Annotated in this window: 12 protein-coding genes; 4 read left to right on the top strand and 8 right to left on the bottom strand. The window is 64.6% G+C overall.

Features of this window, described 5'->3' with window-relative positions; all coding sequences use genetic code 11:
* Nucleotides 1-75 precede the first annotated feature (75 nt).
* The 4 genes from ahpF to C5N93_RS05700 all read right to left on the bottom strand — a co-directional run bounded on the left by ahpF (nt 76) and on the right by C5N93_RS05700 (nt 4,581).
* Nucleotides 76-1,665, bottom strand: a complete 1,590-nt coding sequence (gene ahpF / locus C5N93_RS05715; protein WP_242558587.1) for an alkyl hydroperoxide reductase subunit F — start codon at nt 1,663-1,665, stop codon at nt 76-78.
* Nucleotides 1,666-1,869: 204 nt separating this feature from the next.
* Nucleotides 1,870-2,433, bottom strand: coding sequence for an alkyl hydroperoxide reductase subunit C (gene ahpC, locus C5N93_RS05710; protein WP_069342163.1), 564 nt, complete (start codon nt 2,431-2,433; stop codon nt 1,870-1,872).
* Between the two features lie 169 nt (nt 2,434-2,602).
* A complete protein-coding gene (locus C5N93_RS05705) occupies nt 2,603-3,280 on the bottom strand; it encodes a PQQ-binding-like beta-propeller repeat protein (protein WP_242558586.1) in 678 nt (225 codons plus the stop codon).
* A 53-nt stretch (nt 3,281-3,333) separates the two neighbouring features.
* A complete protein-coding gene (locus C5N93_RS05700; RefSeq protein ID WP_242558585.1) occupies nt 3,334-4,581 on the bottom strand; it encodes a helix-turn-helix domain-containing protein in 1,248 nt (415 codons plus the stop codon).
* Nucleotides 4,582-4,721: 140 nt separating this feature from the next.
* Between C5N93_RS05700 and C5N93_RS05695 the strand changes: the two genes are divergently transcribed.
* Nucleotides 4,722-5,747, top strand: a complete 1,026-nt coding sequence (locus tag C5N93_RS05695; protein ID WP_242558584.1) for a cation diffusion facilitator family transporter — start codon at nt 4,722-4,724, stop codon at nt 5,745-5,747.
* A gap of 54 nt (nt 5,748-5,801) precedes the next feature.
* Here the strand turns inward: C5N93_RS05695 and C5N93_RS05690 are convergent, their stop codons facing one another.
* Together C5N93_RS05690 and C5N93_RS05685 are read right to left on the bottom strand one after the other, a co-directional pair.
* Entirely contained in the window at nt 5,802-6,452 is a 651-nt protein-coding gene (locus C5N93_RS05690) for a hypothetical protein (RefSeq protein WP_242558583.1), read from the bottom strand.
* 432 nt (nt 6,453-6,884) lie between these two features.
* Entirely contained in the window at nt 6,885-7,127 is a 243-nt protein-coding gene (locus tag C5N93_RS05685; RefSeq protein ID WP_069342159.1) for a hypothetical protein, read from the bottom strand.
* Between the two features lie 255 nt (nt 7,128-7,382).
* On the opposite strand from C5N93_RS05685, the gene C5N93_RS05680 reads away from it, so the two are divergent.
* From C5N93_RS05680 to C5N93_RS05670, 3 genes are all read left to right on the top strand, one after another.
* Nucleotides 7,383-7,856 (top strand): MarR family transcriptional regulator, encoded by a 474-nt coding sequence (locus C5N93_RS05680; RefSeq protein ID WP_242558582.1) that lies wholly within the window; start codon nt 7,383-7,385, stop codon nt 7,854-7,856.
* A gap of 70 nt (nt 7,857-7,926) precedes the next feature.
* The gene (locus C5N93_RS05675; protein ID WP_242558647.1) at nt 7,927-9,681 is read left to right on the top strand and encodes a chloride channel protein; all 1,755 of its coding nucleotides are present in this window, start codon (nt 7,927-7,929) and stop codon (nt 9,679-9,681) included.
* Between the two features lie 120 nt (nt 9,682-9,801).
* Nucleotides 9,802-10,650 carry a DUF72 domain-containing protein gene (locus tag C5N93_RS05670; protein WP_242558581.1) on the top strand — a complete coding sequence of 283 codons (849 nt, stop codon included), beginning with the start codon at nt 9,802-9,804 and terminating at the stop codon, nt 10,648-10,650.
* A 93-nt stretch (nt 10,651-10,743) separates the two neighbouring features.
* Here the strand turns inward: C5N93_RS05670 and C5N93_RS05665 are convergent, their stop codons facing one another.
* The gene (locus C5N93_RS05665; protein WP_242558580.1) at nt 10,744-12,123 is read right to left on the bottom strand and encodes an MFS transporter; all 1,380 of its coding nucleotides are present in this window, start codon (nt 12,121-12,123) and stop codon (nt 10,744-10,746) included.
* 380 nt (nt 12,124-12,503) lie between these two features.
* Entirely contained in the window at nt 12,504-13,682 is a 1,179-nt protein-coding gene (gene pobA / locus C5N93_RS05660; protein WP_242558579.1) for a 4-hydroxybenzoate 3-monooxygenase, read from the bottom strand.
* Between the last annotated feature and the right edge of the window lie 260 nt (nt 13,683-13,942).

Below are 13,942 nucleotides of genomic sequence, written 5' to 3'. Positions count from 1 at the left end.
ACGATGTCATGGGCGCTTCGCGTAATGCATGTCGATCGGTGCTGCGATCCTATGACCGCAACGCCCTCGTCGGAATCAGGCCGCCACTGCAGCGGCTTCCGCCACCATCTCGTCTTCGACCGAACTGAGCATCAGATGCTCGAACGCGCCGAGCGATGCCTTGGCGCCCTCGCCAACGGCGATCACGATCTGCTTGAACGGCACCGTCGTCACGTCGCCCGCCGCGAACACGCCCGGCACGGACGTCGCACCCTTGGCATCGACCTCGATCTCGCCATGACGCGAGAGCGCGACCGTGCCCTTGATCCACTCGGTGTTCGGCACCAGACCGATCTGCACGAACACGCCTTCGAGCGCAATCGTCGAACGCTCGCCCGTGGCACGGTCGAGATACGTCAGACCGTTGACCTTCTGGCCGTCACCGACGATTTCCGTCGTTTGCGCATTCATCAGCACGCGCACGTTCGGCAGGCTGCGCAGCTTGCGCTGGAGCACTTCGTCGGCGCGCAGTTGCGTGCCGTATTCGATCAGCGTGACTTCCTTGACGATGCCCGCCAGATCGATCGCCGCTTCCACGCCCGAGTTGCCGCCACCGACCACGGCAACGCGCTTGCCCTTGAACAACGGGCCGTCGCAGTGCGGGCAGTAGGCGACACCACGATTGCGGTATTCGCGCTCGCCCGGTGCGCCGATTTCGCGCCAGCGCGCGCCGGTCGCCAGCACCACGGCACGGGCCTTGAGCACCGCGCCGCTGGCCAGATGCACTTCGTGAATCTTGCCAGGGATCAGGGCTTCGGCACGCTGCGTGTCGATTACGTCGACGTCATACGACTTCACGTGCTGCTCCAGCGCCGTGGCGAACTTCGGCCCTTCGGTGTGCGTGACGGAGACGAAGTTCTCGATCGCCATCGTGTCGAGCACCTGACCACCGAAGCGCTCGGCGACGACGCCCGTCACGATGCCCTTGCGCGCCGCGTAAATGGCTGCGGCGGCCCCTGCCGGGCCACCGCCCACAATCAGCATGTCGTAGACCGGCTTGTTCTCGAGCGCCTTGGCCGCACGTGCGGTCGCGCCCGTGTCGAGCTTCGCGAGCAGTTCCTTCACGCTGGTGCGGCCTTGCGTGAACGATTCGCCGTTGAGGAACACCGTCGGCACCGCCATCACCTGACGCGCTTCGACTTCGCTCTGGAACAGCGCACCGTCGATGGTGACTTGTTGAATGCGCGGATTGATGAGCGCCATCACGTTCAGTGCCTGCACGACTTCCGGGCAGTTCTGGCACGACAGCGAAATGTACGTCTCGAAGCGGAAATCGCCATCGAGATCGCGAACCTGCGCGATGGTGTCGTCGTCGAGCTTGAGCGGATGACCACCGACCTGCAGCAGCGCGAGCACCAGCGACGTGAACTCATGCCCCATCGGCAATCCTGCGAAACGAATGCGCGGCGCCTCGCCCGGCGTGCCGATCGCGAAGGACGGACGACGCTCGTTGGCGTCATCACGCGACACGACGGCAATCTTGTCCGACAGCGGCGCGATCTCGTCGACCAGCGCCTTCATTTCGGCAGACTTGGGGCTATCGTCGAGCCACACGGCGATCTCGATGGGGCGCGTGACTTTCTGGAGGTACGTTTGCAACTGGGCTTTGAGGTTCGCGTCCAACATGGCTTTGTTTCCGTCTCGATAGGGTGAGCGAGGTCCACCGCGTCGGCCGTCGGCTGGCGCAGATGAGTTGTCGGGAATTCGGGGTTGGGTGCCGGCGCAGCGGGGTTTAGGGGGGACCCGCGCGCCGGCAGGACACGCCGCTCTGTGACGGGAGCGGCGCTTACAGCAACGAAACTACGATGCGGTTTCGGTAGTGCGTGACGCTTAGATCTTGCCGATCAGGTCGAGCGACGGGCTCAGCGTTTCAGCGCCCGGCGTCCACTTGGCGGGGCACACTTCGCCCGGGTGAGCGGCGATGTACTGAGCGGCCTGCACCTTGCGCAGCAGTTCCTTGGCGTCACGGCCGATGCCGTTGTCATGGATTTCGCACAGCTTGATCTCGCCTTCCGGGTTGATCACGAACGTGCCGCGCAGGGCCAGACCTTCTTCCTCGATCAGCACGTCGAAGTTGCGCGAGATCGCCAGCGTCGGGTCGGCAACCATCGGGTACTGGATCTTCTGGATCGTGTCCGACGTGTCGTGCCAGGCCTTGTGCGTGAAATGCGTGTCGGTCGAGACGCTGTAGATTTCAACGCCCAGCTTCTTGAATTCTTCGTAGTTGTCGGCCAGATCGCCAAGTTCGGTCGGGCACACGAAGGTGAAGTCGGCCGGGTAGAACACCACCACCGACCACTTGCCCTTCAGGGTCTCGTCGGTCACGGTGATGAAGTCGCCATTTTGGTAGGCGTTGGCTTTGAACGGCTTGATCTGGGTGTTGATGATCGGCATGACGTTGTCTCTTGGACGGGGTGGAAAGTGTTGCCAGTATGCCGAATGCTATCGATCAATAGAAATTGATTATTAGAATCTATGCGATTAAGCCAGACTATCGGTGTCGATAGCCTGACGGCTATGGCCTCGCCGCGACCCCGGCGGCGGCCATGCGGACAAGGGGGCGTCAGGCCTTGGGGTAGCGCACAGCGCGCACCTTGCCGCTGGTTGCACCGCCGCAGTAGAAGGTCCCGTGTCCGTCGTACTCCAGGCCGCTCACGACCACGCCATCCGGCATCTGCACGCGCTTGAGGACTTCGCTGCTGGTCGGGTCGACCTGACGCAGCTCGCTCTGTTCGTTCTCCCACGTGCCGTGCCACAGTTCGTCGTTTGCCCACGTCACGCCCGTGACGAAGCGGTCGGACACGATGGTGCGTAACACGCGTCCGTCCGCCGGGTCGATTTGCAGAATGCGGCGGTCGCGGTACTGACCGACCCACAGGCTGCCTTCGGCCCACGTGAGCCCGGAGTTGCTGCCCCGGTCGGCGGGCGCCGGGATCGAATGCAGCACGCGACCGGTCGACGGATCGATCTTGTCGATGCGCGATTCCGCGATTTGATAGAGATGCTTGCCGTCGAATGCGGTACCGGCATCGCTCGGCGCATCGAGCGTGCGGCTGACTGCACCGTTCGACGGATCGAAGGCCACCAGCGCTTCGCCGGTAGCGGCCCATACCTGCCGTCCGTCGAAGGTCACCCCGTGGATGCGATCGAAGCCCGGGAACGGACCATATTCGCTGGTGATGTCGGCCGCGCTCACGGCGGTCGTTTGAAGGCGGCTTTGCTGCTGGGGTTTGCTCGTCATGTCAGGCTCCTGTCTTTTCTGTAGAGACGCCACGTTCGGCGCGCAAGTCCACTCTAGCCAAACGCCCATCCGGCAGGGAGTAACAATATCGTCGTGAATTCGGTGAGCGGAGGCGCCATCCAGCGACGCGCGCGCGCCAGACCGATCGCACGAACCCGTCCCTGCGCCTCCAGTTCGCTCAGCGCACGCTGCACCGTGCGCTGACTGGCGCCGAGGGCCAGCGCGAGCGCCGACGTCGACCACGCGGCGCCGTCGGCCAGCAGCGCAACGAGCGATGCCCGTTCGCCATCGATGGGCGGAAGCAGCACGGCGACATCCGGTTCGCTTGCAATGCCTGCGCGGCCACACGGTCGCAGCGCAAAACCAGCCGCCGTGGCATCGATATCGGCGATGCCTCGAAGCAGCGTACGCAGACGCCCGATCTCGACGCGCAGACGTGCGCGATGCGTCTCGTCCATATCCTCGGGACGGCGCAGGTGAAACGCTTCGGCGATCAGGCGTTCGCGCGAGGCGTCTCCCGGCCAGGCGCGGGCCAGCGTCAGCGCGAGCGTAAAGAGCACCGGACGCCTCGCCAGCGGACGCCACACATTGCCCGTGCCGACACCACGACGGCAGGCGTCGATCACCAGCGTATCGGAGTGCACCAGCGCTGCGGCGGCTTCGATCGATACCGTCTGCTCTCTGCCGCGCTGCCACCGTCTCGCCGCGGGGCGCGTCAGCACGTCATGAAGACCGTCGATCTCCGCGCGCAGCGCTGGCACACCGGCGGTGTCGGCGGCGGATCGTGCGCGGCCAAGCGCATGACGTGCGTCGTCGACGCGCAGGGTGCGCAGCGCCAGTTCCGCCGCAATCAGGGCATGCACGGCAACGAGACGTGCCGGGATGTCACTGTGGGGCACCTCATCGAGGGCCTGCGCCGTCGCATCGAGCTTGCCCATCAGCAGCAGACGCCGGGCCAAGATGAGCCGCGCGAGCATGGCGTTCGGTGCGTCGCCATGCGACGCGAGATACGCCGCCGCCGTCTGCAATGCGCGAAGGGTACCGCCGAGATCGCGCATGGCGAGCGCGACTTCGGCGTCGGCGACGACGCACCGTGCCCGCGCGAGTGCTTCATGTGCACCAAAGCCACGCGCCGCCCGCTTGAGCAGATCACGGGCGAGGGGATAATCGCCGAGCTGCGCCATCGCGATCCCGCGCAGCGCAAGCGCCGGCGGATCGTCGCGAAGGGCGACACGGCGCAATGCGCCGAGCGGATCGCCCGCGGCCAGCGCGCGGGCGGAAGCGGCAAGGAGGGAGTCCATCGCGGGATATTACCGCGCGACCTCTCACTCCCCGCCTCTGTGCCTGACGGGCGCGCCTTCGACGTGCCGTCATCAGGCAGACGCTAAGGCAGACAAGCAGCGCAGGATTACAATCGAGGCATCCCGACGCGAGGTAAGCCATGCCAAACCTATCGCACGAGGCGCACGACCACGATCATCCGCACAGCAACGGCAGCGATGAAGGCGGCGACCACGATCACGCTCACCACACGCACGCCGGACACAGCCATGCGGGACACAGCCACGCAGGTCATAGTCATGCCAGTGGCGTGACCGATCAGCGACGGATCGGCATCGCCTTCGTGCTCATCGCGGTTTTCATGGTGATCGAAATCGTCGGCGGCCTGCTCTCCGGTTCGCTTGCACTGCTCGCCGACGCCGGTCACATGGTGAGCGATGCGGCCGCACTCGCTTTCAGCTGGATCGCGATTCACTACGGCAAGCGACCGGCGACGCTGCAACTGACTTACGGTTACAAGCGGCTCGAAGTGCTGGCGGCATTCGTCAACGGATGCGCGTTGTTCGTGATTGCGGGATGGATCGTGATCGAAGCGATCCGGCGGTTTGCCGAGCCGGTACCGATTGTGGGGACGACGATGCTGATCGTGGCGTTTGCGGGGCTGCTCGCGAACATCGCCGCGTTCATGGTGCTGCATGGCGGCAACCGCGAGAATCTGAACATGCGCGGCGCCTGGTTGCACGTGCTGGGCGACATGCTCGGCTCGGCAGCGGCGATCGTCGCGGCCGTCGTCATTCTGCTCACCGGCTGGATGCCCATCGACCCGCTGCTGTCGATCTTCGTGGCGCTCATCATTCTGAAGAGCGCGTGGGGCATCGTGAAGTCATCCGCCCACATCCTGCTCGAAGGCACGCCCGACTCGCTCAATCCCACCGACATCAAAGCCGATCTGGAAGCCACAGTGACGCAGGTGCGCAGCGTGCATCACATCCACGCGTGGTCGATTACGGGCGAGCGTCACATGATCACCTTGCATGCCGTGCCCGCGCCCGGCGTGAGCACGCGCGACGCCATGGTCGCCGTGCAGCAACGGCTGGCCACGCGCTTCAACGTGGAGCACGCCACGATTCAGATCGAAGACGCGGCATGTGAAGCGCAATCGCCGTGTAACGAGCGAGACGGATGACGCTGGCGGTCACGGCCCGGCAAGCGTTGCGCTTCGCCGGGCCGCAAACGTGCATTACCAGCGATACGTCACGCCGAGCTTTACGACAGGGTAGAAGCGAAGCCGGTCGGCCTTGTCCTGAAGCTCCTGACGCTGTGCATCGACGGTTGCCTGTCCGACGATAGTCGTGATGAACGGCGACACGTTAAGGTCGACCTTCGGCCGGCCGTACGCAACACCGGCGTCGAACGACATCGACCAGCCGGGCGTGCCTTCCGGTGCGTGGCCGAAACCGATACCGAGATACGGGCGCACCGTCGGCAGCTTGATACGACCGGTCACCGACTGCCCTGCCGTCGGATAGGCTACGCCGCGATAGACATAGACATCCTGCACCGCGTGGCCCACAAGATCGACATGGTCGTTGCCGACCAGCACGCCCGCCGTCAGGCGGAACGGCAACGTTGCGGGGGCCGGAAAAAAGTCCGCATAAATGCCGCCGTGCAGGAAACGCGCCTTGCCGTTGTAGCGCACTTGACCGGCCGTAAAGCTATGCGACAGCGCCAATCCATTCACGTCGGCACGCGCACCGATATGACGCGTGATACCGACACCCATACCGTAGCCCAGACCTTCGGTGCCCACGGCGCCGTACATTTCGATGGCGTGCGCATGCGCCGTGCATGCGAGCGCCGCCACGGCAAAAGCCATTGCCTTGCAGTTCATGTGTTACTTGCGACTCAAAAAAGGGAGAGAGACGTTAGATGGCGTTGGGCCACGTCGAGAACGAGGATTGGCGAGCGTCGGCTGACAACCCGGATCGTTGAGACGGCGAACTGCGTTCGCGCATGCCCGTGTCGATCGTCGTTGCAGAGGGTGAGATCGCGTAGCAATAGGCGCGACCGGTCCTACGGTGTATTCCGAAATCAAACTTCACTACATTCCCCGCTGAGATGTTGCGCCCCTGACGTTTGCCGTGGTATCCGGCATCGTTCTGGTTTAGTGCCGCGATGCTAGCACGCGGCCTGTGACAGTCAGATTGGCCGTGAGCATGCGTTGCCGCCGCACAACAAGCGCGGGGCCGGGACGACGGATCGACGGTCCAGGCGGAGCCGATCCGGGGTATCCGTGCTCAGGAAGGCGTTTAAAACGTGGGGTTCAGCGTGGCGGAGATTCGCCGTCGTCACGGCAATCGCTTCCCGCGCATTGCCGCGGGGCGCCGCGCGCGTGCGCGCCCGGTCCGGACGACGTGCCCTGACGTCCGAAACCGATCTGCTGAAAGACGCCGCCGCCGATTTCGAAACCAGTGGCGTAGTGATAAGCGGCAACGGTCGAACCGAGTGCCACCGACAGCAACAACAACGTTCCCGTACGCCAGCGGCGTCGGACCGTGGAAGCCATGTCTCCTCCCTGTCAGAGGTCGGCCCGCTCGGAAGACGCCTGCGCCGGCTAGCGACGATTGGCAAACCACACTCCGGCACTGCTACGTCCTGGCGGGGATCGAGTTTCCAGTAACGACTGAGTCTCGTTTTTTCGCGATTCTGCACGCGACCGCCCAGATTTGTCACCCCGGCTATCCCTAAGACCATCATTTATATCGTGATGTGATATATTTTTCGGCTTTCAGACGTCTCCCATATTCTTAGCCGCTGACTTATGACTGCATCGACTCCCCCGGACCATCCGGCGCCGCAACATGCCCCCGAGGGGCCCGACACGCCGATCACAGCGCACGCCCTGACGAAGAGCGACTTCGAGGCGCTCTCGGAATTTCGTTATCGGCTGCGGCGCTTTCTCAATTTCAGCGAGACAGCCGCACGCGAGGGAGGCATCACGCCGCAGCAGTATCTGTTGTTGCTGCACGTCAAAGGTATCCCCGGGCGGGAGTGGGCGTCTATCAGTGAATTAGCGGAGCGGCTTCAGGCCGTGCATCACAGCGTGGTCGCGCTCGTCGCCCGCTGCGAGAAGGCCGGGCTCGTCACGCGTCGTCAGAACGAGAGCGACCGGCGCGTCGTGGAAATTCATCTGTCCCCGGCGGGCGAAGCGTGTCTGGCGAATCTCGCCGCCCAGCATCGCAACGAACTGAGCACCTTCGCCGACATCTTCCACATTCGTGGTGTCCATCTGTAATCCCGGTACCGTCATGGCTTCTGCTCCTCATTCCACTCCGGCACAGGCATCGGCGTCGACACACGCCCCGATGCCGCTTCCCGCGCATGCGCGCGATTTCGCGCGCGCGCCGGGGCTGCCGCGCCTCATTGCACTGGCGGCCGTCATCGGCTTCTGCGGTGTGCCCGCCGCCTGGCTACTGCTCAATCTGATTCAGGGGTTCACCAACCTCTTCTTCTATCAGACGCTCTCGTTCGCCGCGCACTCGCCGTCGCAAAACACCCTCGGCATCGCAGTCATTGCCCTGCCCGTCATCGGCGGTCTGATCGTCGGCGTCATGGCGCGCTTCGGCAGCGACAAGATTCGCGGTCACGGCATTCCCGAAGCCATCGAGGCGATTCTGTTCGGCAAGAGCAAGATGTCGCCGCGCGTAGCCGTGCTCAAGCCGCTCTCGTCCGGCATCGTGATCGGCAGCGGCGGCCCGTTCGGCGCGGAAGGCCCGATCATCATGACGGGCGGCGCCATCGGCTCGCTCATCGCGCAGTACTTCCACCTGAGCGCCGCCGAGCGCAAGACCTTGCTCGTGGCTGGCGCCACGGCGGGCATGACGGCAGTCTTCGGCACGCCGGTCGCCGCCGTGCTGCTGGCCGTGGAGCTGCTGCTGTTCGAATGGCGGCCGCGCAGTCTGCTGCCGGTGATCGTGGCGTGCGCCGTCGCCGGTTTCGCCCGCCCGCTGCTGCTCGAAGCCGGCCCCCTCTTTCCGATGACCACCCCCGCCGTCTCGCCCATTGCGCTGGTCTCGTGCCTGATTGCCGGGGTGTGCGCGGGCCTGCTTTCCGCCGCGATGTCGCGCGCGCTGTACGCCATCGAAGACGCCTTCCACAAGCTGCCCGTGCACTGGATGTGGTGGCCTGCCATCGGCGGTCTTGCCGTGGGCATTGGCGGCTATCTCGAACCGCGCGCGCTGGGCGTCGGTTACGACGTCATCGCCGATCTGCTCGCCGGACATTTCACGATGCACGCCGCGCTCGCGCTGCTGCTCGTCAAGGCACTCATCTGGGCGATTGCGCTGGGGTCATGCACGTCCGGCGGCGTGCTCGCGCCGCTGCTCATGATCGGCGCGGGCCTCGGCACGTTGCTCGCGCCCATGCTGCCCGGCGGCGACATCACGCTCTGGGCGCTCGTCTGCATGGCCGCCACGCTCGCAGGCGTGCTTGGCGCACCGCTCACGGCGATCGTCTTCGCGCTGGGACTGACGCACGACGTCAACGCCCTGCTGCCGCTGCTGCTGACCTGCGGCGTGTCGTACGGCGTCACGATCTGGATCATGCCGCGCTCGATCATGACGGAGAAAATCGCGCGACGCGGACGCCACATCCATCGCGAATACGGAGTCGATCCGCTGGAGCGCCTGCACGTGGGCGAACTGATGACACGTGAACCGGAATCGCTGCGTGCCGAGATGTCCATCGACGACGCCGCGCAGCAGGCGTTCGGCGCGAGTCAGCGTCATCGCGCCTACCCGGTCGTCGATGCGTCGCGCGCCGTCCTTGGCATGGTCGACCGGCAGGCGCTCACCCGCGCGCAGACGCAGGGACTGCAAACGCTCGGGCAGTTGTACGGCGTGAATCCACCGCTCGTCGCGCTGCCTTCGGAGACCGGCCGCATCGTGTCCGCACGTTTCGCCGCGCATCAACTTGAGCGTTTGCCGGTCGTGAGCGATGCGACGTCACGCAGGCTCGTCGGCATCATCAGTCGCAGCGATCTGGTGAAACCGGCCGAACACTGGCGCTCAGAAGAAGAAGTGCGCGAGCGCATGCTGCATCTGGGACGCAAGCGCGTCTGAGCGTCGATCTCCACTGGCACGTGGCGTGCATTCGTACAAGGTTGACGCGCGCCACGTCGTTGATCCACCATCGGGGACTTGATCCCACCGACAACGCACCGCCGCGTGCGTCACTCCCCGATGGCGACGACCCGATCCCCCAAGACGCCGACTCCCGCCACCGACGACAAGCGCATTCGCATTCGCATTGGCGTCGGCGGCTGGAATTTCGCCCCGTGGCAAGGCACGTTCTATCCCGAGAAGTGGCCCAAGCGCCGCGAACTCGAATATGCGAGCCAGCATCTCACCTCCATCGAGATCAACAGCACGTTCTACGGCTCGCAAAAGCCTGCGACGTTTCGCAACTGGTTCGAAGAAACGCCAGACGACTTCGTGTTCTCAGTGAAGGCGTCGCGCTACGCCACGCATCGTCGCGTGCTGGCCGAAGCGGGCGACTCCGTGGCGCGCTTCTTCGACAGCGGCGTGCTGGAACTTGGCAGGAAACTCGGCCCGGTGAACTGGCAATTCGCACCGACGAAGACGTTTGACGCGCAAGACTTCGAACACTTCCTGAATCTGCTGCCGACAACGGCGGGCGGACACACGATCCGTCATGCGCTGGAAGTGCGTCACGAGAGCTTTGCGACACCCGAGTTCGTCGCGTTGGCGCGCAAGTACGAGATGGCCATCGTGCTCGCCGGTGATGCCAAGTTTCCGTGCATCGCCGACGTCACGGCGCCGTTCGTCTACGCGCGGCTAATGGGCACGCAGGAGCGCTACAAACTCGGTTATGCCCCGAAGGCGATGGCGCAATGGCTGGACCGCGCGACGACGTTCGCCGCCGGTGGCATGCCTGACGATCTCGACACCGTCGCCAAAGCGCCGCCCCAGGCCAAACACCGCGACGTGTTCCTCTATGTCATCAGCGGCTTCAAGGAGCGCAACCCGGCCGCCGCGATGGCGATGATCGACGCGCTTGGGAAGCGCTGACGTTCCGCTCACGCTCTGCCTGCCATAAAAAAAGCGGCGCACAAGGCGCCGCGTCCGGTACAGCAACTGCCAGGTCAATCGTCGATCCGTCGATCAGTGCATCGCCGCGGAATTGCGGGCTTCGGCCGCGTTCTGCGCCGGCACGTCGCCGCGCGTGCGCTCCCATGCGTTCTTTGCGAGCAGTGCGATCGTCGCGATCACCGCCGGAATCGCCAGCAGCGAGAACGTCGCGGAAAATCCCAGATGACGGCGCACGAGTTCCGCGCCGAGCAACGCACCGGCGATGCCGCCGAAGCGTCCGATGCCGAGCATCCATGCCACGCCCGTGGCACGGCCATTCGTCGGGTAGAACATGGCGGCCAGCGACGGCATCGACGATTGCGCGCCGTTCATCGCCGTGCCCGCGAGGAAGATCAGCGTGACGAGCATGCCGATGTCGCCGATCGCCTGCCCGACCGCATACACCAGCACCGCCGTGAGCGCGTAGCCGACCGCCACCACCTTCTGCGCGTTGAACTTGTCCATCAGCCAGCCCGACAGGATCGTGCCGATACCGCCGCCGAGCGGGAACAAGGCCGTAATCAGGGCGGCGCGCTCGACCGTGAAGCCCGCGTCCTTGAACAGGATCGGCATCCAGCTGGTGAGCAGGTAGAAGATCACGAGACCCATGAAGTAGGTCACCCACAGCATCACCGAGCCAAAGCCGTACTGCTTCGAGAGCACCACGCCGATGGCCGAGCCGGCGCGCTTCGGCGCGGCTTCGTTCACGGTGAAGGTGTTCACATCGTCGAACGATTCGCCCGCAATACGCGACAGAATACGACGCACCCGCGCCACCGGCTTCTGCTTGACCACGAGAAACTTCACCGACTCCGGCAGGCACGCAATCAGCAACACCGAGAGCACCAGCGGCAGCACGCCGCCGAGCACCAGCACGCTATGCCACCCGAAATGCGGAATCAGCCACGAGGCCACGAAACCGCCAACGGAAGCGCCGAGCGGAAAGCCGCAGAACATCGTGTTGACAATCACCGCACGGCGCGCTTGCGGCGCGTATTCGGAAATCAGCGTCACGGCATTCGGCATGGCGGCGCCGAGTCCCAGGCCCGTCAGAAAGCGCAGCACTGTCAGCGTCTGAAGATCCTGTGCGAAGGCCGTGGCAAGACTCGCCACGCCGAAGAACACCACAGACAACACGAGTACGGTCTTGCGGCCTGCCTTGTCGGCCAGCGGCCCGGCGAAGATCGCCCCGCCTGCCAGCCCGAACAGCGCGGCCGAAAGCACCGGGCCGAGCGAGCCCTTGTCGATATGCCATTGCTGTACCAGCGACGGCGCGATGTAACCGATGGCAGCAGTATCGAAGCCGTCGATGGCCACGATGAAGAAACACAGGATCAGCACCAGCCACTGATAGCTGGAAAAGCGCTGAGCGTTGATGTAGGCGGGCACGTCCACCGTGCGCGGATGATTCATGACGCTGTCTCCTCGGGGCGCGAGCGCTCCGTTGTTCATTCCATTATTTTTTTGGAAATCGATCACCGCCGGTGCGCATCCGTGTGTCGGGGGTGGCGCGCGCGCCGGGGGTCTGGCCGTCCTGCCGTCTTGATGCGGCATGGCGGCACTGCGGCAAAGCCGATTTCTGCCGCTAATGTACGTCCATATCCCGCCTGTCGAAATGATCTTTCGTCAGGCCATCCATAACGGGCGGTTATGCGTGACGCCACCGGTGGCGGTTATAGCACACCGGTGGTGTAGTCCTTGAGGCGGTGACCACGGCGCGCTGCCCCATCAGGCACACTCAGGCCCGCTAAGACCCGCTCAGCCCCGCTCAGACCCGTTCAAACGGCTCCGGCTCAGGCGAGCGGCAGGCCGACATAGTTTTCCGCCAGCATCAGCGACGCCGCACGCGAACTCACCACGTACTCCAGCTCGGCGCGCTGCATCTGTTGCTCGAACGGCGTGGCGTCGTCCAGACGATGCAGCATGCGGGTCATCCAGTATGAGAAATGCTCCGCACGCCAGATGCGCTTGAGCGCCGCCTCCGAATACCCCTGCAACGCCGCCTCACTGTCGCGGTGAAAGAAGTCGTCGAGCGCGTGCGACAGCCGCCACACGTCGGCCACCGCGAGGTTCATCCCCTTCGCGCCGGTCGGCGGCACGATGTGCGCAGCGTCGCCCGCGAGAAAGAGACGTCCGTACTGCATCGGCGTGGCGACGAAGCTGCGCATGGCGACCACGTTCTTCTGGAAGATCGGGCCTTCCGTGAGACGCCAGCCGTCGTCGCTCTCCGTGCGCGTGTGCAGTTCTTCCCAGATGCGCGCGTCGCTCCACGTCTCGGCACGCTCGTTGGGATCGCACTGGAAGTACATGCGCTGCACCGTCGGCGAGCGCGTACTGATCAGCGCAAAGCCTCGCTCGTGTGCCGCGTAGATCAGTTCGTCCGACGACGGCGGGGCCTCGACCAGCACGCCGAACCAGCCGAACGGGTACACGCGCTGGTATTCCTTGCGCACCGACGCGGGCATGGCCGGACGGCACACGCCGTGGAAGCCATCGCAGCCGGCGATGAAATCGCAGGTGAGGCGTCGCGGTTGTCCGTCCACGGTGAACTGCACGCTCGGTTGCGTGCTGTCGACGTCGTGAACCGACACGTCCGAGACATCGAACAGGATCTCGCCCTGCGCCGCCTCACGCGCCGCGATCAGATCCTTGATGACCTCGTGCTGCGCGTAGACCGTGATCGAGCGCCCGGTCAGCTCGGTCAGCGCGATGCGATGACGCTGCCCGCCGAAGGCCAGTTCGACACCGTGGTGCACCGCGCCTTCACGGCGCATGCGCTCACCCACACCCGTGTCGTTGAGGATGTCCATCGTGCCCTGCTCCAGCACACCGGCGCGAATGGTCGACTCGACCGCCGAACGCGAACGCGATTCGAGCACGATCGAATCGATCCCCTTGAGATGCAGCAGATGGGAAAGCAGCAAGCCGGCGGGACCAGCGCCGACGATGACGACGGGGTAATGGGTGCGCATAGGTTGTCTCCTGTGATTGCACCGCCCACGTCCGGCACACCTGCGCCGGGCATCTCGCGACATGAATCAGGCAAAAGCGAGGCAAAAGAGGGAAGCCCCGGCAGCGGACGAATTGCATTTCTTGGTTGTCTCACGCTCGCTGCACCCACTTAGGACTACGCGTAAACACGCATGCCCGCGCGCCTGTCCTAAGTGCTTTTTTAACGCCTTGTCACGAGGGGCGAATGCGTCATATCTTATGGAGCGCGCACGTCGCGTTG

The sequence above is a fragment of the Pandoraea sp. LA3 genome, assembly GCF_022696215.1.
Classification (GTDB): Bacteria; Pseudomonadota; Gammaproteobacteria; order Burkholderiales; family Burkholderiaceae; genus Pandoraea; species Pandoraea capi.
The sequence above is the reverse complement of the archived record's forward strand: the minus strand, read 5'-3'. Positions and strand labels throughout refer to the sequence as shown.